Origin of the sequence: Pseudomonas sp. P7548, assembly GCF_013386585.1 — a bacterium.
Lineage (GTDB): Bacteria > Pseudomonadota > Gammaproteobacteria > Pseudomonadales > Pseudomonadaceae > Aquipseudomonas.
On sequence record NZ_JACARO010000056.1, the window covers coordinates 22,153 to 44,074 of the forward strand.

General features: G+C 61.9%; 20 protein-coding genes and 1 pseudogene. 4 read left to right on the plus strand and 17 right to left on the minus strand.

Annotated features, from left to right (window positions below; all coding sequences use genetic code 11):
* Positions 1-60: 60 nt before the first annotated feature.
* From acpP to HX803_RS22080, 6 genes are all read right to left on the minus strand, one after another.
* Positions 61-297, minus strand: a complete 237-nt coding sequence (acpP, locus tag HX803_RS22055) for an acyl carrier protein (protein ID WP_016973676.1) — start codon at positions 295-297, stop codon at positions 61-63.
* 192 nt (positions 298-489) lie between these two features.
* Positions 490-1,233 (minus strand): 3-oxoacyl-ACP reductase FabG, encoded by a 744-nt coding sequence (gene fabG / locus HX803_RS22060; RefSeq protein ID WP_015885432.1) that lies wholly within the window; start codon positions 1,231-1,233, stop codon positions 490-492.
* A gap of 25 nt (positions 1,234-1,258) precedes the next feature.
* The gene (gene fabD, locus HX803_RS22065; RefSeq protein ID WP_178923478.1) at positions 1,259-2,197 is read right to left on the minus strand and encodes an ACP S-malonyltransferase; all 939 of its coding nucleotides are present in this window, start codon (positions 2,195-2,197) and stop codon (positions 1,259-1,261) included.
* A 126-nt stretch (positions 2,198-2,323) separates the two neighbouring features.
* Positions 2,324-3,334: a phosphate acyltransferase PlsX gene (plsX, locus tag HX803_RS22070; protein WP_178923480.1), complete on the minus strand. Its 1,011-nt coding sequence runs from the start codon at positions 3,332-3,334 to the stop codon at positions 2,324-2,326.
* Between the two features lie 4 nt (positions 3,335-3,338).
* Positions 3,339-3,521: a 50S ribosomal protein L32 gene (gene rpmF, locus HX803_RS22075; RefSeq protein WP_003179396.1), complete on the minus strand. Its 183-nt coding sequence runs from the start codon at positions 3,519-3,521 to the stop codon at positions 3,339-3,341.
* A gap of 13 nt (positions 3,522-3,534) precedes the next feature.
* On the minus strand, positions 3,535-4,065 hold the full coding sequence (locus tag HX803_RS22080; protein ID WP_178923482.1) for a YceD family protein: 531 nt from the start codon (positions 4,063-4,065) through the stop codon (positions 3,535-3,537).
* A gap of 105 nt (positions 4,066-4,170) precedes the next feature.
* Here HX803_RS22080 and HX803_RS22085 point away from each other — a divergent pair, with 105 nt between their 5' ends.
* Positions 4,171-4,749, plus strand: coding sequence for a nucleoside triphosphate pyrophosphatase (locus HX803_RS22085; RefSeq protein WP_178923484.1), 579 nt, complete (start codon positions 4,171-4,173; stop codon positions 4,747-4,749).
* 131 nt (positions 4,750-4,880) lie between these two features.
* Here the strand turns inward: HX803_RS22085 and HX803_RS22090 are convergent, their stop codons facing one another.
* From HX803_RS22090 to rluC, 3 genes are read right to left on the minus strand one after another with little or no spacing between them, the layout of a single operon-like run.
* Positions 4,881-5,864, minus strand: a complete 984-nt coding sequence (locus tag HX803_RS22090) for a S49 family peptidase (RefSeq protein WP_178923486.1) — start codon at positions 5,862-5,864, stop codon at positions 4,881-4,883.
* Positions 5,865-5,885: 21 nt separating this feature from the next.
* Positions 5,886-6,548 carry an HAD-IA family hydrolase gene (locus tag HX803_RS22095; RefSeq protein WP_178923488.1) on the minus strand — a complete coding sequence of 221 codons (663 nt, stop codon included), beginning with the start codon at positions 6,546-6,548 and terminating at the stop codon, positions 5,886-5,888.
* Positions 6,535-7,494 carry a 23S rRNA pseudouridine(955/2504/2580) synthase RluC gene (rluC, locus tag HX803_RS22100; RefSeq protein ID WP_178923490.1) on the minus strand — a complete coding sequence of 320 codons (960 nt, stop codon included), beginning with the start codon at positions 7,492-7,494 and terminating at the stop codon, positions 6,535-6,537. Before rluC ends, HX803_RS22095 begins: the two co-directional genes overlap by 14 nt.
* A 759-nt stretch (positions 7,495-8,253) precedes the next feature.
* On the opposite strand from rluC, the gene rne reads away from it, so the two are divergent.
* Positions 8,254-11,433: a ribonuclease E gene (gene rne, locus HX803_RS22105; protein ID WP_372339938.1), complete on the plus strand. Its 3,180-nt coding sequence runs from the start codon at positions 8,254-8,256 to the stop codon at positions 11,431-11,433.
* A 212-nt stretch (positions 11,434-11,645) separates the two neighbouring features.
* On the opposite strand, the gene HX803_RS22110 is transcribed toward rne, so the two are convergent.
* From HX803_RS22110 to HX803_RS22130, 5 genes are all read right to left on the minus strand, one after another.
* On the minus strand, positions 11,646-12,239 hold the full coding sequence (locus tag HX803_RS22110; RefSeq protein WP_178923494.1) for a nucleotidyltransferase family protein: 594 nt from the start codon (positions 12,237-12,239) through the stop codon (positions 11,646-11,648).
* Positions 12,236-13,222 carry an XdhC family protein gene (locus tag HX803_RS22115; protein ID WP_178923496.1) on the minus strand — a complete coding sequence of 329 codons (987 nt, stop codon included), beginning with the start codon at positions 13,220-13,222 and terminating at the stop codon, positions 12,236-12,238. The genes HX803_RS22110 and HX803_RS22115 overlap by 4 nt, the downstream gene beginning before the upstream one ends.
* Entirely contained in the window at positions 13,222-15,543 is a 2,322-nt protein-coding gene (locus HX803_RS22120) for a xanthine dehydrogenase family protein molybdopterin-binding subunit (protein ID WP_178923499.1), read from the minus strand. The genes HX803_RS22115 and HX803_RS22120 overlap by 1 nt, the downstream gene beginning before the upstream one ends.
* Entirely contained in the window at positions 15,540-16,010 is a 471-nt protein-coding gene (locus HX803_RS22125; RefSeq protein ID WP_178923500.1) for a (2Fe-2S)-binding protein, read from the minus strand. The genes HX803_RS22120 and HX803_RS22125 overlap by 4 nt, the downstream gene beginning before the upstream one ends.
* 254 nt (positions 16,011-16,264) lie before the next feature.
* Complete coding sequence (locus HX803_RS22130) at positions 16,265-17,596, minus strand: dicarboxylate/amino acid:cation symporter (protein WP_178923502.1); 1,332 nt, start codon at positions 17,594-17,596, stop codon at positions 16,265-16,267.
* 339 nt (positions 17,597-17,935) lie between these two features.
* Between HX803_RS22130 and HX803_RS22135 the strand changes: the two genes are divergently transcribed.
* The gene (locus tag HX803_RS22135; RefSeq protein ID WP_178923504.1) at positions 17,936-18,934 is read left to right on the plus strand and encodes an AraC family transcriptional regulator; all 999 of its coding nucleotides are present in this window, start codon (positions 17,936-17,938) and stop codon (positions 18,932-18,934) included.
* Positions 18,935-19,176: 242 nt separating this feature from the next.
* On the opposite strand, the gene HX803_RS22140 is transcribed toward HX803_RS22135, so the two are convergent.
* Genes HX803_RS22140 through HX803_RS22150 form a run of 3 tightly spaced genes read right to left on the minus strand, consistent with a single transcriptional unit; the run spans position 19,177 to position 21,524 of the window.
* Complete coding sequence (locus HX803_RS22140; protein ID WP_178923506.1) at positions 19,177-20,523, minus strand: ATP-binding protein; 1,347 nt, start codon at positions 20,521-20,523, stop codon at positions 19,177-19,179.
* Positions 20,520-21,197: a response regulator gene (locus HX803_RS22145; RefSeq protein ID WP_010208358.1), complete on the minus strand. Its 678-nt coding sequence runs from the start codon at positions 21,195-21,197 to the stop codon at positions 20,520-20,522. Before HX803_RS22145 ends, HX803_RS22140 begins: the two co-directional genes overlap by 4 nt.
* 18 nt (positions 21,198-21,215) lie before the next feature.
* Positions 21,216-21,524, minus strand: coding sequence for a hypothetical protein (locus HX803_RS22150; protein WP_178923507.1), 309 nt, complete (start codon positions 21,522-21,524; stop codon positions 21,216-21,218).
* A 137-nt stretch (positions 21,525-21,661) separates the two neighbouring features.
* Here HX803_RS22150 and HX803_RS22155 point away from each other — a divergent pair.
* Positions 21,662-21,922, plus strand: a pseudogene (locus HX803_RS22155) (4'-phosphopantetheinyl transferase); the annotation flags it as partial.

The following is a 21,922-nucleotide window of genomic DNA, read 5'->3' on the forward strand; positions in this document are numbered from 1 at the left end:
AAACCGCACGCTGTAACAGCAGTGCGGTTTTTCCCAACAGCAAGCGACGACTAAAAACTATTACGCCTGGTGGGCAGTAACGTAGTCGATAGCAGCTTGAACAGTAGTGATTTTTTCAGCTTCTTCGTCCGGGATTTCGGTCTCGAATTCCTCTTCCAGAGCCATCACCAGCTCAACGGTGTCAAGGGAGTCGGCACCCAGGTCTTCAACGAAGGAAGCGGAGTTGGTCACTTCTTCTTCTTTAACGCCCAGTTGCTCGGCAACGATTTTCTTGACGCGCTCTTCGATGGTGCTCATACCTTGTTTTCACTCCTAATGGACAAATTCAGGCAGCTGGCCAGTGGGTAAGTGTATAGAAAGCCATTTCAGCTTTTCAACTGAAAGCTTCACCCTGTACCCGGTTGGCCACCTGCCTATAAATTAAGTTGCAGCTTTATAACGGATTTTAGACAGCTCGTATGACATTTTTTTGAAGCGATCCGTCACAATTTAACTCATGTACATCCCGCCGTTAACCGGGATTGTAGCCCCAGTCACGTATGCCGCACCGTCGGACGCCAGGAAAGTGACCACATTCGCGATCTCTTGAGCCTGGCCCAGACGACCCAGCGGAATCTGCGTCAGCAAGGCTTCACGCTGTGCTTCCGGCAGTTCACGGGTCATATCGGTGTCGATGAACCCTGGGGCCACCGAGTTGACCGTAATCGACCGCGAACCGACTTCACGCGCCAGTGCACGGCTGAAACCTTCCAGACCGGCCTTGGCGGCTGCGTAGTTTACTTGGCCTGCGTTGCCCATGGCACCCACTACAGAGCCAATATTGATAATTCGACCCCAACGCGCCTTGGTCATGCCGCGCAAAACCCCCTTGGACAGGCGAAACAGACTGTTCAAGTTGGTATCGACCACGTCGTACCACTCGTCGTCTTTCATGCGCATCATCAGGTTGTCGCGGGTGATACCGGCGTTATTCACCAGAATCGCCGGCGCGCCGAACTGTGCGGTGATCTCGGCCAGTACGGCAGCCACAGACTCGTCGCTGGTCACGTTCAGTTCAAGGCCGGTGCCTTGCACGCCGTTTTCCTTCAGGGTCGCGGCGATACGCTCGGCGCCCGAGGCGGATGTAGCGGTACCGATCACAACGGCACCCTGACGGCCCAGTTCCAGGGCGATCGCCTGGCCAATGCCACGGCTTGCGCCGGTAACCAGTGCAACTTTACCTTGCAGACTCATGCAGGCTTCTCCTAAGTTCGGGGATTCAGGCCAGTGCCGCGCGGGCGGCAGCGAAGGCATCCGGGGTATTGAGGTTGGCAGTCGACACGCCATCGGCGCAACGCTTGTTCAGGCCGGCCAGGACTTTGCCCGGACCGCACTCAACCAGTTCAGTGGCGCCATTGGCTGCCAGGGTCTGGACGGATTCGACCCAGCGTACGGGCTTGTAGAGTTGTTCCAGCAGGTCGCGCTTGAGCGTGTCGAGGTCGGCGGCAACGGCCGCGCTGACGTTCTGCACCAGCGGGATCTGCGGCGCCTGCCAGTTGATGGCAGCGATGGACTCGGCAAAACGCTCGGCCGCCGGACGCATCAGCTCGCAGTGGGACGGTACGCTCACCGGCAACGGCAGCGCACGCTTGGCACCACGGGCCTTGCAGCCTTCGATGGCGCGCTCGACGGCGGCCTTGGCACCGGCGATCACCACCTGGCCCGGGGAGTTGAAGTTCACCGCGCTGACCACTTCGCCCTGGGCCGCTTCGGCACAGGCTTCGATCACGACAGCATCGTCCAGGCCCAGGATAGCGGCCATGCCGCCCTGCCCGGCTGGAACGGCTTCTTGCATCAGTTGACCGCGACGCTCGACCAGCTTGACCGCCTCACCGAGGGTCAGGCTGCCCGCCGCCACCAGGGCACTGTATTCGCCCAGGCTGTGACCGGCGACGAATGCAGGGCGCGCACCACCTTCAGCCAGCCACAGGCGCCACAGGGCGACCGAAGCGGTCAGGATGGCCGGTTGGGTTTTGTCGGTTTGGTTGAGTCGCTCTTCCGGTCCCTGCTGGGTCAATGCCCACAGGTCGTAACCCAGAGCGTCGGAAGCTTCCTTGAAGGTGTCCAGGATCAGCGGGTACTGCGCGCCCAGCTCGGCCAACATGCCGAGGGACTGCGAACCCTGCCCTGGAAAGACGAATGCGAGGGATGTAGACATGTAACAAGCCCCTAATGATCTGGTCGTCAAAAATGCGCACTCCTACGATGGGAGCGCACGAAACTGACAGATTGGATGGTCAATTGAACTGGCCGGTCACATTTAAGCACTCCCGGGCCGATTCGCCTAAGGCAACAGGTCCTCGAGACGGCCGTGCAAGCGTTGCGGCAGGTTTTCCTGGATCTCGATCAGGGCGCGCGCAATCGCACTCTGAAAGCCCTCTACACCTGCCGAACCGTGGCTTTTTACCACAATGCCCTGCAAGCCAAGAAAACTCGCCCCATTGTGCCGCGCAGGTGCCAAGTCGGCTTGCAAGCGACGCATCAATGGCAGCGCCAGGGCACCCACCACACGAGAGGCCAGATTTTGTTTGAACAATGCCTCAATGCGCGTGGCGATCATGGTCGCCAGGCCTTCGCTGGACTTGAGCAGGATATTGCCGACAAACCCGTCGCACACCACCACATCCGCCTCGCCCCGGTACACACCGTCACCCTCGACAAAGCCGACGTAGTTCAAGCCGCGCGCACCTTGCAGCAAGGTGGCAGCCAGCTTGACCTGCTGATTGCCCTTGATGTCTTCGGTACCGATATTCAGCAAGGCCACACGAGGCCGGGCCACGCCCAGCGCCTCGGCGGCGACCGAACCCATTACGGCGAACTGGAACAGGTGCTCGGCACTGCAATCGACGTTGGCCCCCAGGTCCAGCAACTGGCAATAGCCCTTTTGCGTCGGAATCGCCGCCACCATTGCAGGCCGATCAATGCCGGACAACGTTTTGAGCACATGCCGCGACAAGGCCATCAAGGCGCCGGTATTGCCCGCGCTGACACAGGCTTGCACCTTGCCATCACGCAGCAGCTCCAGCGCCACCCGCATTGAAGAGTCGGGCTTGCCACGCAGGGCCGCCGCCGGCTTTTCATCCATGCCGATGGTTTCGCTGGCCGGCGTAATCGTCAGGCGCGCGCGATCCACCGCCGGATGGCTGGCAATCAATTCTTCAAGGAGGGAGGGTTGACCGACGAGGGTCAGGTGCAGCGAGGGCGTTGCAGACAGGCTGGCAATGCAGGCCTGAACAATGCTGCGGGGACCGAAGTCCCCGCCCATTGCGTCAATCGCGATGACTAGAGCAGACAAGTGATTACTCGTCAGCGCCCTTGTCGATCACTTTACGGCCACGGTATACGCCTTCTGGCGATACGTGGTGACGCAGGTGAACTTCACCGGTGGTCTTTTCTACGGACAGGGTGCTAGCCTCGAGAGCGTCGTGCGAACGGCGCATGTCACGGGCGGAGCGGGATTTTTTGTTCTGCTGAACAGCCATAATTGATTAACTCCTAAACGTTTGGGTCACGCTTTAACTGCGCCAATACACTGAACGGGTTGGACCGCGTTACCTCGTCCTCGCTCGGTTCGGGCTCGTCATCGAGGCCCGCCGGCTGCTGGCATTCTTCCGGATGATGAGCAGGCACAATGGGCAAGGCGAGCAGAAGCTCCTCCTCGATCAGTGCATGCAGATCCAAAGGATCTTCGCCCAGTTCCAGCACGTCATAACCTTTCGGCAACGACTGGGTATTCGCACCCTCCTTCACCACAGCATAACTGCATTCGCTATGGATCGGCAGGGTGACCAGCTCAAGACAACGCTGGCAAATCATTTTGACTTCGGTGTCGATAAAGCTGTGGATTACCACAGACTTACGTTCATCTCGTTCAAAAACGAATTTGGCCTGCACCGTACCGACAGTGTCGGAAAGCGGGTCGCAGAGTCTCTCCAAATCGGCCAGCAGCAACTCACCTTGAAGGGAAGTGCCACGATCAGCCAATTTGCGCGGGTCAACGTGAGGTGGAATCGGGTCATTCAACATAGGCGCAGCATTATAGGGATGCACCCGGCCATGTCAAAGGAAATTCAGCCCTGTGCGTCAGCCGGTCGCCCCGCTAGAATCCCCGGCTGCCTTGAGGAGACGCCCATGCTGCCTTTATTACTCGCATCCAGCTCGGTTTATCGCCGGGAATTGCTGAGCCGCCTGCACCTGCCGTTCATCTGCAGCTCGCCGGATATCGACGAAAGCCATCGTGCAAATGAGTCTGCCGTGGAGTTGGTCAAACGCCTGGCCGAACACAAAGCCCGCGCCCTCGCCGCCAGCCATCCAGGCCACCTGATTATCGGCTCCGATCAAGTGGCAGCGTTGGAAGGCCGCATTATCGGAAAGCCGCATACCTTTGAAAACGCCCGGGATCAGCTATTGGCCGCGAGCGGCAAGCGGGTCAGCTTCCTGACCGGCCTGGCACTGCTCAACACCCAGACCGGGCGCTGCCAGGTGGATTGCGTGCCTTTTACCGTGCACATGCGCGAGCTGGACGCTGAACGGATCGAGCGCTACCTGCGAATCGAGCAGCCGTATGACTGCGCGGGCAGTTTCAAGGCCGAGGGGTTGGGCGTGAGCTTGTTTCAGAGCACAGAGGGGCCAGATGCCACCAGCCTGATCGGGCTGCCGCTTATCCGCCTAGTGGACATGCTACTCATCGAAGGCGTGCAAATCCCTTAAGCCCACCCCAAAAACAACTGTAGGAGCCGGCTTGCCAGCGATCGCAGTGGATCAGCCAATATAAATGTCGACTGGACCACCGCCATCGCCGGCAAGCCGGCCCCTACAGTTGAATCGGTGCGCCTGTCAGATCAGCGCAGGGTCGGGCCCTGGAAGCCCATATACAAGGCAAGCTTCTCTGCCACGCTGGCGCCCAGCTTCTTGGAGAAGCGATCAAACGGCGATTCCTGAACGGTGAAATCCACCAGTTCTTTCTCGCCAATCACATCCCGCGCCACCGAGCTGGCACTGCCCAGGCCATCGATCAGCCCCAGCGGCAACGCCTGCTCGCCTGACCATATCAAGCCGGAAAACAGTTCCGGATGATCCTTGTCCTTCAAGCGATCCCCACGCCCCTGCTTCACGCTGGCGATGAACTGACGATGGGTCGTGTCGAGCACGCCCTGCCAGAACTGGGTTTCATCGGCCTTTTGCGGCTGGAACGGATCGAGGAACGACTTGTGCTCGCCCGACGTGTAGGTGCGACGCTCCACCCCCAGCTTCTCCATGGTGCCGACAAACCCGTAACCGGCCGCCGTGACGCCAATGGAACCCACCAGGCTGGCCTTGTCGGCATAGATCTGGTCTGCGGCGCTGGCAATGTAATAGGCACCCGAGGCGCCCAGGTCGGAAATCACTGCATACAGCTTGATGTCCGGGTGCAAGGCGCGCAGGCGACGAATCTCGTCATACACATAACCCGACTGCACCGGACTGCCGCCCGGGCTGTTGATGCGCAGGATCACGCCCTTGACCTTGGAATCTTCAAACGCGGCACGCAGGCTGCTGACGATATTGTCGGCGCTGGCGGACTCCTTGTCGGCAATCACGCCACGCACCTCGATCAGTGCCGTGTAATTGGCGCTGCGAGCCGCGCTTTTCTCCATGTCCACCAGCGGACTGAACAATGCCAGCATCCCCAGCAGGTACACAAAGGTCAGCAACTTGAAAAAGATCCCCCAACGCCGCGAACGACGCTGCTCCTGAACGCTGGCCAGGAGGGTTTTCTCCAGCAGCTTCCAGCTTTTGTCATCACCGCTTTCAGCCTTTTCGGGCGCCTTCCACTCGTCACTCATGCCATTAACCCCAGCAAAGACTTATCGGGCCCGGCTGAGCCAGGCCTGCAATTCGGAAAAATGATTGATCGTCAGGCGCGGTTCGTACTGCTGAAGCGCCTCGGCGGACTGGGCGCCGTAGCTGACAGCCACGCTGTCCATGCCCGCGTTGCGCGCCATCATCAGGTCGAAGGAGGCATCCCCCACCATCAATGCCTGGCGTGGCGACACGCCGCAATGGGCCAGGATCTGCTCCAACATCAGAGGGTGAGGTTTGCTGGCGGTTTCATCGGCGGCACGGGTGATATCGAAATAATCCTCCCAGCCATGGGCCTTGAGCACGCGGTCCAGCCCGCGACGGGCCTTGCCGGTAGCGACCGCCAGGTGATAACCCTCGGTGCGGAACGCCTCCATGGACTGCACCACACCATCAAACAACGGCGAAGGCGTGGCTTCCAGGGCGATGTAGTGATCGGCGTAGTGATCACGGAACGTGACCAGTTCAGCGTCGCTGATCTCGGGATATAAGGTGCGAATCGCCTCGGGCAGCCCCAGGCCAATGATGCCCTTGACCGCGTGATCGGTGCACAGCGCATAGCCGGACCGGGTCGACGCCGCATGCATCGACTCGACAATGCGGCCAATGGAATCTGCCAGGGTGCCGTCCCAATCGAAAATCAGCAGCTTGTAATCAAGGTGCGACACTCAAACGCTCCACGGTCTTGGCCCACATTTCATCGACCGGCGCCTGCAGCTTCAATTCGCCACCATCGGGCAGCGGCACGGTGAGCATGTAGGCATGCAGGAACAGGCGCTTGCCGCCCAGGTCGCGGATTTCCTTGGAGAAATCCTCGTCGCCGTATTTGGTATCGCCGGCGATGCAGTGGCCCGCATGCAGGGTGTGCACGCGGATCTGGTGGGTACGCCCGGTCACCGGCTTGGCCTCGACCAGGGTGGCGAAGTCACCGAAACGGCGCAGCACCTTGAACAGGGTCAGGGCTTCTTTGCCCTCCTCGTCCACTTCCACCATGCGCTCGCCGGAACGCAGGTTGCTCTTCTGCAACGGCGCGCGCACGCTCTTGATCGAGCTGGCCCAGTGGCCACGCACCAGCGCCATGTAGCGCTTGTCCACGCCATCGCCCCGCAGGGCGGTGTGCAGGTGACGCAACATGCTGCGCTTCTTGGCAATCATCAGCAGGCCGGAAGTGTCGCGGTCCAGGCGATGGACCAGCTCCAGCTCCTTGGCGTCCGGGCGCAACTGGCGGAAGGCCTCGATCACGCCGAAGTTCAAGCCGCTGCCGCCGTGAACCGCAATGCCGCAAGGCTTGTTGATCACGATCAGCTTGTTGTCTTCGAAGACAATCGAGGCTTCCAGGCGTTGCAGCAGGCCCTGGGCCAGCGGCACAGGCTCGTCGCGTTCCGGCACGCGAACCGGTGGCACACGGACGATATCGCCCGCCTGCAACTTGTACTCGGGCTTGATCCGGCCCTTGTTCACACGCACTTCACCTTTACGCAAGATGCGGTAAATCAAGGTCTTGGGCACGCCTTTGAGCCTGGCCAGGAGAAAATTGTCGATGCGTTGGCCGGCATATTCCGGCGAGACCTCAAGCAGCTGAACGCTGGGGGTCTGGGGGTCGGGAGTCGTCATGGCGGCGATGATAACAATTTTTTATGGAATTGAAGCACTTAATCATTGCTGCTATAGTCGCGAACGCCGCCAAAAGCGGCCTGGCCAGAGGACATGCGGCAAACTGCCGGCCCTGACCATCGCAATTCATCAGGACGCGAGGCCGTCCTACGGGGCTTTCGCCACCCTGGAAGGCTCTAGATTGTAACAAGCGCAGGTGACATGAGGCCTGAAGCGAGCGCGACACGCAGAGTGAAAACTCGCGTTCTGCGCCGATATTTACGGCCAGTTCACAAAGTGCAGTCAGTCTTGAGCCAGACCACGGCGAATGCTTCGGAAACAACGCCTGTTAAGAGCTGAGTGAGAGCGCAGTCGCCCACACCTAGTCTTGTTTAGCCATGAGCGTGGACTCCCCATTGGAGAACACGGTAAATGCCAACCCGCTGCGGATTCTGCGCGCGGCAGCACCCGAATTATCAGGGATACGTGTAGGGTGGAGATGCACAACCGTCGGACCGTGTAGCACTAGGCTTATATTTAGACGCTTCATCTCGTCCACAGTCGCCGGTTGATTCCTCCTCCTGACCTTAGCTTTTGTTGAAGTGGCGCCTGTGGCGCCGCAGCAGACAAGCAGGACGCGTCCGTCGCGCCTTTGCCCCCTCTGGGCAGATGTCGCTGGACACTGGAGTGGCCAACCACTCTTGACGCACCTGACACCGACCGTGAGAAGTCGTGTGTGCCGAACGCCGTTTCCGGCAGCCCGGAAACCGACGGTACAACATGAAAAGAATGCTGATTAACGCAACTCAACCCGAAGAGTTGCGTGTTGCACTGGTAGATGGCCAACGCCTCTACGACCTGGACATCGAATCCGGTGCACGCGAGCAAAAGAAGGCCAACATCTATAAAGGCCGTATTACTCGCATCGAACCAAGCCTTGAGGCTGCCTTTGTCGATTTCGGCTCCGAGCGCCACGGCTTCCTGCCCCTCAAAGAAATCTCCCGCGAATACTTCAAGAAAGCCCCTGAAGGCCGCGTGAACATCAAGGACGTCCTGAGCGAAGGCCAGGAAGTCATCGTCCAGGTCGAAAAAGAAGAGCGTGGCAACAAGGGCGCCGCCCTGACCACCTTCATCAGCCTGGCGGGCCGTTACCTGGTCCTGATGCCGAACAACCCACGTGCCGGCGGCATTTCCCGTCGCATCGAAGGCGAAGAGCGCAACGAACTGCGTGAAGCGCTGAACGGCCTGATCGCACCGGCCGACATGGGCCTGATCGTGCGCACTGCGGGCCTTGGCCGCAGCAGCGAAGAAATGCAGTGGGACCTCGACTACCTGCTGCAACTGTGGACCGCCATCAAGGAAGCGTCCCTGGACCGCTCCGCGCCGTTCCTGATCTATCAGGAAAGCAACGTCATCATCCGCGCCATCCGCGATTACCTGCGCCAGGACATCGGCGAAGTGCTGATCGACAGCGTTGAAGCCCAGGACGAAGCCCTGACCTTCATCCGCCAGGTGATGCCGCAGTACGCCAGCAAGATCAAGCTGTACGAAGACAGCGTGCCGCTGTTCAACCGTTTCCAGATCGAAAGCCAGATCGAGACCGCCTTCCAGCGCGTGGTCGAACTGCCTTCCGGTGGCTCCATCGTGATCGACCCGACCGAAGCCCTGGTGTCCATCGACATCAACTCGGCGCGTGCGACCAAAGGCAGCGACATCGAAGAAACCGCCCTGCAGACCAACCTGGAAGCGGCTGAAGAAATCGCCCGCCAGCTGCGCCTGCGTGACATCGGCGGCCTGATCGTGATCGACTTCATCGACATGACCCCAGCCAAGAACCAGCGCGCCGTGGAAGAGAAAGTCCGCGAATGCCTGGAAGCCGACCGTGCCCGCGTGCAAGTCGGCCGCATCTCGCGCTTCGGCCTGCTGGAAATGTCCCGTCAGCGCCTGCGTCCATCCCTGGGCGAGAGCAGCGGCATCGTCTGCCCGCGTTGCAACGGCACCGGCATCATCCGTGACGTTGAATCGCTGTCCCTGGCGATCCTGCGCCTGATCGAAGAAGAAGCCCTGAAAGACCGCACCGCTGAAGTCCGCGCCCAAGTGCCGATTCCGGTTGCCGCCTTCCTGCTCAACGAAAAACGCAACTCGATCACCAAGATCGAACTGCGCACCCGTGCCCGCATCGTCATCCTGCCGAACGATCACCTCGAAACGCCGCACTTCGAAGTGCAGCGCCTGCGTGATGACAGCCCGGAAGCCCACAACAACCAGTCCAGCTACGAAATCGCCGCTGCCGCTGCCGAAGTGGAAGAAGTCCAGCCCGCCGCCGCGACACGCACCCTGGTTCGCCAGGAAGCGGCGGTCAAGACTGCACCGGCCCGTGCCAACGCTCCAGTGCCAACCGAAGCCGCCGCCCCGGTTGCCGCACCGGCCGCCCTGCCTGAGCCGAGCCTGTTCAAGGGCCTGGTGAAGTCGCTGGTCAGCCTGTTCGCCACCAAGGAAGAGCCTGCTGCACCGGTTGTGGTTGAAAAACCAGCCGCCGAGCGCCCGGCACGCAACGAAGAACGTCGCAACGGTCGCCAGCAGAGCCGTAACCGCAACGGTCGCCGTGACGAAGAACGCAAGCCGCGCGAAGAGCGTGCCCCACGTGAAGAGCGCGCACCGCGTGAAGAACGTGCACCTCGCGAAGCCCGTGAAGACACCCCGGCCGTAGCCCGTGAAGAACGTGCACCGCGTGAAGAGCGTGCACCACGCACGCCACGTGCGCCACGTGAAGATCGCAAGCCGCGTGGCGAGCGTGAAGAACGCGTGCGTGAACTGCGCGAGCCTCTGGACGCGGCCCCAGCCGTTGCCGGCGCTGCCGTTGTGGCTGAAGAACGTCCGGCTCGCCAGCCGCGTGAAGAACGTGCGCCACGTGAAGAGCGTCAACCACGCGCCCCGCGCGAAGAACGCCAGCCACGTGCCGAACAGGCCGCTGCCGCCAGCGAAGAAGAAGTACTGACCGGCGAAGAGCACGTGCAGGAAGACGGTCAGGAAGGCGCCGAAGGCGATCGTCCGCGCCGCCGCTCCCGTGGCCAGCGTCGTCGCAGCAACCGTCGTGAGCGTCAGCGTGATGCCAACGGCAACGTGATCGAAGGCTCGGAAGAAGCCGGCGAGAACGCTGAAGGCACCACCCAGGAGCCAACAGGCGCCGAACTGGCTGCCGGCCTGGCCGTGACTGCTGCCGTTGCCAGCTCGGTCATCAGTGCACCTGCTGAAGCCCAGGCTCACGAGCAGGCTGAACGCGCCACTGCGGCCGTTGAAGAAACGGCTGCTGTTGAAGCACCTGTCGTCGAGGCTCCAGCAGCCGAAGCGCCCGTGGTTGAAGCACCCGTAGTCGAAACGCCAGTGGTTGAAGCCCCTGTGGTAGAAGCACCGGTTGTCGAGGCCACTACCCCGATCGAAGCGCCAGTTGTTCCGGAAGTGGAGGTTGCCCCGGTTCAAGAAACCCTGCCAGAAGTTGAAGTGGCAGCAGTTGAGCCTGCGCCGGTCGTTGAACCACAGCCAGTGATTGAAGCCGCGGTTGAAGCACCGGTTGTGGAAGAAGCTCCGCAAGTGCGCGAAGTTCGCGAAGAACAGACCGCCTTCCAATGGACTGCCGAGCCAGCTGCTCAGGTCGAAGCGCCAGCTCCTGCCCAAGTGGTAGAAGAAGCGCCTGCACCGGTTGCCGAAGTCGTGATTGCCGAGCCAGCCCCAGTGGTTGAACCGGCTCCGGTGGTTGAGCCTGCGCCGGTGGTTGAAGCCCCCGTGGTTGCCGAAGTGGCAGCCCCTGTGGTCGAAGCCGCCCCGGCCAGCGCCCTGACCGAAAACGGCCGTGCGCCGAACGACCCACGTGAAGTGCGTCGTCGTCGCAAGGAAGCCGAGGCCGCTGCAGCCGCCGCTGCTGCATTGGAAGCAGAACACGAGAGCAAGCCTCTCGCCTGAGTCCAGCCGTAACTGAAAAGCCCCGCCTGAGTGATCAGGCGGGGCTTTTTATTGGCCTCATAAATCCAAAATCCAAGACCGCCCCCAACCCCCTGTAGGAGCCCGGCTTGCCGGCGATGAGGCCCTTGAACCATGCGACATGTTCGAGGACGCCATCGCCGGCAAGCCGGACTCCTACAGGGTCGAGGACAATTCAGGACCTGGAGGGCAGTTCAGGAGGTGGGGGTGTAGCTCAGGAGGGAGGGCACGTCGACATCCCACAACACACCAGGGTCATCCACCGGGATCTCCCTGACAGCGCCAGCGGCAAACAGCGAGCGAGCGCCGCGATCACCCGCCAACGCCATCAACCCCGGCCCGAACGCGCGGCCAAACGCCACCGGATGACCATACTGCCCCGCCTGCACCGGGACGTGGATGCGATCCGCTTCCAGCCCCTCGACCACCTGATCGATAGTCGACGACTGAATGAACGGCATATCCCCCAACACCACCAGCCAACCGTCAGCCGGAGCACTGGCCGCCACCGCCGCCGCCAGGCTATCGCCCATGCCGGCCGATTGCAGCAGCAAGACCTCACAGCCAAAGGCCCTGGCCAATCGGATGACGTCCGCTCGTTCGGGCGATGTCACCAACAGACGCCGTGCAACCCGCTCAGGCAGATTTGCCAGCACCTGCTCGATAACCGCTCGCGTCACGCCATCCCGGCCCGTGCAATCGGCCAGCAATTTATCCTTATCCGCCCCCGCTTCAGCGCGAAAACGCCTGCCCTGCCCTGCCGCCAGCACAATCGCCGTGACTGTCACTCGGCCAGCACCGGCAGCGGTTTTTTCTGCACCGCCGCCACGCCATTCTTGATCGCGACAATTTCCGCCATCAGCGACAAAGCGATTTCCGCCGGGGTGTGGCTGCCGATATACACGCCGATCGGCCCGTGCAGGCGCGCAATCGCCTCCGCCGACAGGCCGAGCTGCGCCAGGTTTTCCCGACGCTTCTGGCTGTTGACCCGCGACCCCAGCGCGCCAATGTAGAACGCCCTGGAATTCAATGCCGTGAGCAAGGCCATGTCATCCAGGCGCGGGTCATGGGTCAGGCAGACAATGGCGGTGCGTTCATCGGTCTGGATATTCAGCACCGCTTCATCGGGCATACCCGGCACGAAGCGGCCCTGCTGCTCTTCCCAGCCGTAGACAAACTCTTCACGTGGGTCACAGATCAGCACGTCGAAGTCCAGCAGCCGCGCCATCTCGGCCACATAACGCGACAGTTGCCCCGCGCCGATCAGCAGCAAGCGCCAGCGCGGGCCGTAGATCGCACGCAGGCGTTGGCCGTCAAAGCTCACCACGTCGGTCTTGCTGGCATCGCTCAGGGTGACTTCACCGGTCTTCAGGTCCAGCTCCCGCGCAACGATCTGATGAGCTTCGCAACGCGTCAGCAGCTCAGCCACCCAGGCCCATTCCACCACACGTTCCTCGGTCAGGCGCAACGTGCCGCCGCACGGCAAACCGAACCGGGCCGCCTCGTCGCGGGTCACGCCGTAGGTCACCAGTTGCACCGGTGGCCCGTCATCCGCCAGCCGACCGTCCTGCAGGCGCGCAATAAGGTCGTCCTCGATGCAGCCGCCCGACACCGAGCCAATCACCACCCCATCGCCGCGCAGGGCCAGCATCGCCCCTGGCGGGCGCGGCGCACTGCCCCAGGTCTGCACCACGCTGTACAGCACCACCGTTTGCCCGGCGCGGCGCCACTCCAGCACGCTGCGCAAGACATTCAGATCCACGCTGTCCATCAGGCCTTCGCCTCTTGCCAGCCCTGCAACTGGTAACGCACCGGCAGGTTGCGGATACGCTTGCCGGTGGCGGCAAAGATCGCATTGCACAGCGCCGGCGCAATCGGCGGCACGCCGGGCTCACCGACGCCGCCCAAGGGCACCTCACCTTTGGGCGTCACCAAGTGCACCGCCACTTCCTTCGGCGCCAGGGACATGCGCGCCACCTCGTACATATGGAAGTTGTCCTGCTGGACCTTGCCATCCTTGAAGCTGATCTCGCCCAGCACCGCGTTGCCCAGGCCCATCACGCACGCGCCTTCGAACTGCGAGCGGATGCGCTCCGGGTTGATCTGCGGGCCACAATCCACGGCAATATCGGCCTTGTGCACGATCAACGTGCCATCACCCTTGACCTCCACCTCGATCACGGCCGCCACGTACGTCACAAAGCTGTAGTGCACCGCCAAGCCCAGGCCACGGCCCTTGGGCAGCGTGCGTCCCCAGCCGGCCGCCTTGGCCGCGGTTTCCAACACGCCGCGCAGGCGTGCGGTGTCGATCGGGTAGCGTTCAGGGGATTCGCCGTAGTTCCACTCATCGCTCAAGGTCTTGGGATCGATCTGACGGTCTGGCCCCAGCAACTTGAGCTGATACTGCAGCGGATCCTGGCCGGCCTTGTGGGCCAGTTCGTCGACAAAGCTCTGGATCGCAAAACCATGGGGGATGTTCGACACTGAACGGTACCAGCCGACGCGGGTGTGGGCCGCCGCCTCGGGGTTTTCCAGGCGCACATTGGGAATCGCGTAGGCCATGTTGGTAAAGCCCATGCCCAGCTCAAAGGCCGCTTCGTGGTTCATGCCCGGCGCGAACAATGCCGTGATGCTCGGCGCCACGGTGCGGTGCAGCCAGGCCGACGGCAGGCCATCCTTGTTCAGGCCGGCCTTGAGGTACTCGGCCGATACGGTGTGGAAGTAGGAATTGTGGATGTCATCTTCGCGGGTCCATTGCACCCGAACGGCCTTGCCCGGAAATTCCTTGGCCAGCACGGCGGCTTCGATGATGAAGTCAGGCTTGGATTTGCGCCCGAAGCCACCGCCGAGCAAGGTCACGTTGAAGGTCACGTTATCGAACGGCAGGCCAAGGCGCTCGGCGATGCGCTCGCGGGTCACCTGTGGCGCCTGGCTCGGGCCCCAGGCCTGGCACTCACCTTTGTCGAAGCGCGCAATGGCGACCATCGGCTCCATCGGTGACTGGGACAGGTGTGGCAAGTAGTAGGCGGCTTCCAGGGTACTGTCGGCCTCGCCCATGGCCTGGTCGAGGGTGCCGGTGTTGCGCACCACCTTGCCCGGTTTCAGCGCAGCGGCTTCCAGCTCCTTGCGATAGTCGATGGAGTTGTAGCCAGCATTCACGCCGTCGTCCCAGACAATGCTCAGCGCCTCCCGGCCCTTGATCGCCGCCCAGGTGTTGCTGGCCACCACGGCCACACCGCCCAGGGGTTGGAACTCGGAGGGCAAGGGCCGGCTTTCGATTTCCAGCACCTTGATCACACCCGGTACCTTCAACGCTGCCGAGGCATCGAAGGATTTCACCTTGCCGCCATACACTTTGGGCCGTGCGATGGTGGCATAGAGCATGCCGTCGAAATGCACGTCCGCGCCGTAGACCGCGCGCCCGTTGACGATGTCGGCGCCGTCGATGGCCTTGACGCCTTCCTTGCCGATATAACGGAACTCCGACGCTGGCTTGAGGCGCAGGCTATCCCGCGCCGGCACCGCCAGCGCGCCGGCGGCGGCTGCCAATTCGCCGTAACCCAGCTCACGGCCACTTGGCTGGTGAATCACTTTATGCAATTGCGCCCGACATTCAGCCAGCGGGACTTTCCACTGATCGGCAGCCGCTTGTTCAAGCATCGCCCGAACACTGGCCCCGCAGCGACGCATCGGCTCATACCAATGGCGCATGCTGCGCGAGCCGTCGGTGTCCTGGTTGCCGTAGCGCACTTCATCGCCCGGCGCCTGCTGGACTTTCACGTGCGCCCAATCGGCGTCCATTTCATCGGCCACCACCAGGCTCAGGCTGGTGCGCACGCCCTGGCCCATCTCCGAACGGTTGCACACCACGGTCACTGTACCGTCGGTGGCGATGCTGACGTAGACCTTGGGGTCATCGATCAGCCCGTTGGGCATGGCGTCGCCACCGTATTTCTTCACCGCATCGGCGGCGAACGCATCGGGCAAGCCCCAACTGGCGGCAACCACCAGTGCGCCGGTGGCGCCCACACCTTTGAGGAAGCCGCGGCGGCTGAGGTTGCTCAGGACGAAATCAGCAGGTAACTGGCTCATGCCTTGGCCCCCTGCAGGTGGGTCGATGCCTGGCGGATAGCTGTCTTGATACGGTTGTAGGTGCCGCAACGGCAGATGTTGCCGACCATCGCCTCTTCGATCTGCTCATCGCTGGGGTTGGGGTTGGTTTTCAGCAGAGCGGTGGCCGACATGATCTGCCCGCCCTGGCAGTAACCGCACTGGGCTACAGCCGTGTCGAGCCAGGCTTGCTGCACCACCTGGCCGATGGGGTCGGTGTGCAGGTTGTCGATGGTGCTGATGGACTGGCCTTTGACCGAGCCGATCGGGGTGATGCAACTGCGCGCCGGCGAGCCGTCGATATGAATGGTGCAGGCGCCGCACAGGCCCATACCACAGCCGAACTTGGTGCCGTTGTAGCCCGCCACGTCGCGAATCGCCCACAGCAGCGGCATATCCTCGGTGACATCCAGTTGATGGTCTTGACCGTTGAGTTTCAGGGTAATCATGGGCACGCCCGCCTATTCACACTGCGTTGAGGGGCGAGCCATCCGGCGCGGGAGGTGGTACTGGTTCGGTGCGCGCAGATGGGCTCAGGCTGAAGGAGGCTCTCTTGCGAAGACGGATCTTCACCGGGCCTTTGATGGAGCAATGACTTAATGTAAACCAAAAAACCCGGGAGTGATCGGGCAGAAACGCAAACGCCCCGAACAAGTCGGGGCGTTTGTGGGTGGCTGCGGCGTCAGTTCACGCCATCAGCGGCTTACTTGACGACAGGTGCAGGGCCTTCGGCCACGCCCAGGTCATCCAGTTCGCGGGTTTCCGAGATACCGGTACCGCCGGACGCCAGCTCGCTTTGCAGCTTGTCGGTGTCCAGTTCCTTGACCCACTTGGCCACGACGATGGTGGCAACGGCGTTACCCACCAGGTTGGTCAGTGCGCGGGCTTCGGACATGAAGCGGTCGATACCCAGGATCAGCGCCAGGCCGGCAACCGGCAGGTGGCCCACGGCCGACAGGGTGGCAGCCAGCACGATGAAGCCCGAACCGGTCACACCTGCAGCGCCTTTGGAGGACAGCAGCAGCACCAGCAGCAGGGTGATCTGGTGGGTGATGTCCATGTGGGTGTCAGTCGCCTGGGCGATGAACACGGCAGCCATGGTCAGGTAGATCGAAGTACCGTCGAGGTTGAAGGAGTAGCCGGTTGGAATCACCAGGCCTACTACGGATTTCTTCGCGCCCAGACGCTCCATCTTGATCAGCATGCGTGGCAGTGCGGATTCGGAGGAGGACGTACCCAGTACGATCAGCAGCTCTTCACGGATGTAGCGAACCAGCTTCAACACGCTGAAACCGTGCGCGCGGCAGATGGCGCCCAGCACCACGACCACGAACAGGATGCAGGTGATGTAGAAGCAGATCATCAACTGGCCCAGTTGCACCAGGGAACCCACACCGTAGGCACCGATGGTGAACGCCATGGCGCCCAGGGCACCGATTGGCGCGAGCTTCATGATCATGTTGATGATGTTGAACATCACGTGGGCGAAGCGATCGATGAAGTCCAGTACCGGCTTGCCGTAGGCACCCAGGCGGTGCAGGGCGAAACCGAAGATCACCGAAAACATCAGCACTTGCAGGATGTCACCGTTGGCAAAGGCGCCGACGATGGTGTTCGGGATCACGTTGAGGATGAAGCCGACAACGCTCTGGTCCGCACCCTGAGTCACGTAGGTAGCGATTTTCGACGCATCGAGCTTGGTAACGTCGACGTGCATGCCGGCGCCCGGCTCGATCACGTTGACCACGACCAGGCCTACCAACAGGGCGATGGTGGAAACGATTTCGAAGTACAACAGCGCGTAGCCGCCGGTCTTGCCGACCGATTTCATGCTTTGCATGCCAGCGATGCCGCTGACAACGGTGCAGAAGATGATCGGGGCGATGACCATTTTGATCAGCTTGATAAAGCCGTCACCCAGTGGCTTGAGGGCCACACCGGTCTGCGGGTAGAAGTGACCGAGCAAAATACCGATAACGATTGCAACGATCACCTGGAAATACAGGGATTTGTACAGTGGCTGACGAGTCGTCATTGCAAAGTTCCTCAATCGTCCCGTGTGGCAAAGATCCGCCATTGCCCACGACACTTGAATTGCGAACCCTCCTGCACTGGAGGGATTTGTTGTTTGCGAGGTCCTTGAAAGCAGGCCTGCGCTGTAATCCTTATCGCAAACGCCGTGCCACTTTGCCGAAAAACCCTGAAGGCCTTTAGACATCAGGGCTTGAGGTTTTCACACCCTCGCCAGCCCATCCAGGGAGGTGGCGGATTTCCGCCCGCAGGCCCAATCCTGTCCTACAAAATGGCGGATATCCGCCTTGTCGCCCTGGCAAGTGATGGCTAACATCCGCCACTCCATGGACGAGGCCCTCACATGCGTGAACGCACCATCGCCAGTCACTACGCCCGGGCAGCCCTCGGTGGTGCGCGCCGGGCGGGTTTCGACTACTCAGGCCTTTTGCAGCAGGTGGGCATCCCCCCCGAACTGCTGACCGAACCCCGCGCCCGCATAGCACCGGAGCAATTTACCCGGCTGTTGCAAATGCTCTGGCTGGCGCTGGACGACGAGTACCTGGGGTTTGCCGAAGGCCCGAGCAAACGCGGCACCTTCGCCATGATGTGCCATGCGCTGATCCATTGCCGCACCCTGGAGAAGGCTCTGGAACGCGGCTTACTCTTTTATAGTCTATTCCCGCAGGGTCCGCGTTGGCAGCTGACAAGAGAGGGCGACATGGCCCGCTTGAGCCTGGACGACTCACAGCTGTGGGACCCGGACCACTTCCTCAGCGAATGCCTGCTGGTGATCTGGCATCGCCTGGGCAGCTGGTTGATCGGCCAGCGCATTCGCCTGAACCAGGCCACGTTCAGCTACCCGATGCCGGCCCACGCGGGCGAATATGACTTGCTGTTCCCCTGCCCCCATGTGTTCGGCGCTCCGAACAGCAGCCTGGTATTTCCCAGCCGCTACCTGAGCCTGCCGCTACTGCAGGACGAACGCACCCTCAAGCATTTTCTCGAACGCTCCCCGGCCGATCTGCTGTCCCGCCCGGACGAGGGCGACAGCCTGAGCAGCCAGTTGCGCCGCTTGCTCAGCCGTGACCGCACGCCCTGGCCAGACCTGGAGGCCGTGGCCCAGCACCTGCACATCAGCCCGCAGACCCTGCGCCGACATTTGCGCGAAGAAGGCACCAGTTTCCAGGCGCTCAAGGATGAGCTGCGGCGGGACATCGCCATCTATCATTTGGGGCGGGCGGATTTGTCGCTGCAGGAGATTGCCGAGCAGCTGGGGTTCTCCGAACCGTCGGCGTTTCATCGGGCGTTCAAGAAGTGGACGGGGGTGACGCCGGGGGCGTATCGGGCGCAGGAGAGTTAGGGGTGGGTTGGCTGGGTCGGCCTTATCGCAGGCAAGCCAGCTCCCACACTCGATCGCGTTCACAATTCAAAATGTGTGTGAACGCATTAACTGTAGGAGCCGGCTTGCCGGCGATGGCGCTAGATGACTGTTGATGCGACTGACGCTTTCGCGAGCAAGCCCGCTCCCACATTCGAAGGGGTTCACCGTTCAACATGTGGGAGCTGGCTTGCCTGCGATGAGGCCAGCACGGTCAATAGAGATCACACCGCCGGAAAGTGAATCTTGAAGGCCGCCCCACCCAAAGGCGAATCCCCCAAGGTCAACCGCGCGCCGTAGCTTTCGATGATGTCCTTGACCACCGCCAGCCCGATCCCCTGCCCCGGGTGCTGACGGTCCAGGCGCTCGCCCCGCTGCAGGATCCGAGCACGCTGGTCGGGCGGTACGCCCGGGCCATCGTCTTCAATGCACAACTCGGTGCCCTCCAGGCTTTCCACCAGGCTGATGCGCACTTCGCTCAGGCACAGGCGGTAGGCGTTTTCCAGCAGGTTGCCGAGCATTTCGAGCAAGGCGCCCTTCTCGATCGGCACATCGCATTCTTCGGGCAGCTCAAAGGCCACGGTCACACGCTTGTCGCGGTACACCTTGTCCAGCGTGTCGCACAAGCTTTGCACCACCGGCTCCAGGCGCACCTGGTGGCGCACCAGGCCGCTTTTGCGCAGGCTGGCGCGCTGCAATTGATAGCCGATCTGCTGGCTCATACGCTCGATCTGCGATTGCAGCACCCAGGCCTGGCCACGGTCTTCCGGGCGTTGGGCCATGTCTTCGCTCACCCCCTGCAACACCGCCAACGGGGTTTTCAGGCTGTGGGCGAGGTCGTCCAGGGAGTCGCGATAACGTGCGCGCTGTTCACGCTCGCTGTGCAGCAGGCGGTTGAGCGAGCCGGTCAGGCGCAGCAATTCACGCGGGTGTTCCTCGCTGAGGCTTCCACGGGTACCGCCTTCGATCTGGTCCAGTTCCTGGCTCAGGCGCCGCAGGGCTTGCAGGCCCCAGGTCAGCCCCAGCCACAACAGGGTCAACAGCACCAGCAGGGCCGCGCCGAACCCCAGGTAAAGGTTCTCGCGCAGCCCTTCGAGGGTCAGCTGGTATTCGCGCACCGGTTGCAGGGCCACGATACTGAACGCCGCGCTCTTGCCGCCCAGCAGCTTGACCTCCACGTCATACACGAAAAATTCCTGGCCATTGGCCTCGCGAATCCGCGCAAATTCGTTGCCGCGCCCGTCATAGCGCGGCTTGTAGTTGATGTTTTCTTCCTGGGTGGCGCGGGAACGCCACACCAGGTGGCCTTCGCGGTCGTAGATATAGCCGAGCAGGCGGCTATCGGTGAGGTTGAAGCGTTCGTCCGGCAACTGCGCCGGCATCAACAGGCGATTGTTTTCAACGCGCGCCGCTGAAATCAGCGTGGTGACATCCGACGCCAGGCGCTGCTCAATGGAATCCTGCAGCGCCAGGCTGAACGCCCCTTGCATGGCGGGCAACAAACCGAGCATGAACAACACGGCCAGGGTGGCGGCCGCCAGCATCAAGCGCACACGAAGCGAGCGAATCAACGGCAGCGCTCATTGAACAGGTAACCCAGGCCGCGCACGGTATCGATCGGCTTGAAACCGGCCGGGCCTTCCAGCTTGCGACGCAGGCGACCGACCAGCACTTCGATGACATTCGGATCACGCTCGTCGTCATCGGGATAGAGCTGTTCCATCAGGCGGTCCTTGGCGACCACCTGCTGGTGGTGACGCATGAGGTATTCGAGAATCCGATACTCGTACGCGGTCAACGCCAGCGGTTGTTCATCCAGGGACGCCTGCTTGCGGTTGAGGTCCAGCAGCAACGGGCCGGCGACGATGGTCGACTGGGTAAAGCCGCTGGAGCGACGCAGCAAGGCGTTCATCCGCGCCTCCAACTCTTCGAACTGGAACGGCTTGACCACGTAGTCGTCGGCGCCGGCGGCCAGGCCTTCAACCTTGTCCTGCCAGTTGCCACGGGCGGTAAGGATCAGGATCGGGAAGGTCTTGGCCTGGGTGCGCAGTTGGCGGATCAGGTCCAGGCCGCCCATGCCGGGCAGGCCCAGGTCGATGATCGCCAGGTCATGGTTGAATTGCCCGGTCTGGTACAAGGCTTCTTCGGCGTTGGCCACAGCTTCGACCACGTGCCCGCTGTCGGTCAGGCGGGTAAACAGGTGATGACGCAGCAACGCCTCATCTTCTACCACCAGCAATTTCATAAGGCTCTCCAAGGCGATTCAACTGTCCGACAGAGGGATATCATAGCGGCCCTGCAGGTCTTGCGGGCGCAGTTTAATGCCATTGTATTGGCCCGTCAGGTGTTCATAACCGGTACGGTAGGCCGGTTGCGGCGTGACGAGGCCCAGGGACTGGCCCCACGGCGCGGCCTGGCTGCCCGCTTCTTTAAAGCTGACACGCTGGATCAACGTGCTGGATTTCTTGGTTTTCTCGCTACCGAATGCCGCAAAGGCGCCATCGGACGCCTGGACGCCAGCAGTGGCACTGAGCATGGATAACGCCAACATCAGCTTTTTGATCGCAGTCATGGGGCTTACCTCTACGCGTTTTGGCTGTAGGGCCAGACTACGCAGGCGCCCCTGAACTCCCCCTGAACGGGCTCTGAACCGGGCCTGAACCGCTGCGGGCTATCCTCTGGCGCGCCAACTGAAGCAAAATACCGCCCATGACGCCCCTACCCGCTTGCTGCACCCCACTCGACGCCCATTGGCCGCTGCCCGACCCTTTGCCGGATACGGTGTTCCTCAGCACCCGCTTCGACCCCACCCTGCTCGCGCAGGGCGACTTCCTGCGCTGCGCCGTGCCGCCCCCGGCCAGCATCCAGCGCTCGGTGGCAAAGCGCCAGGCCGAATTCCTCGCCGGCCGCCTGTGCGCCCGCGCAGCGCTGCAACAGCTTGATCAGCTGGACTGCGTTCCCGCCATCGGC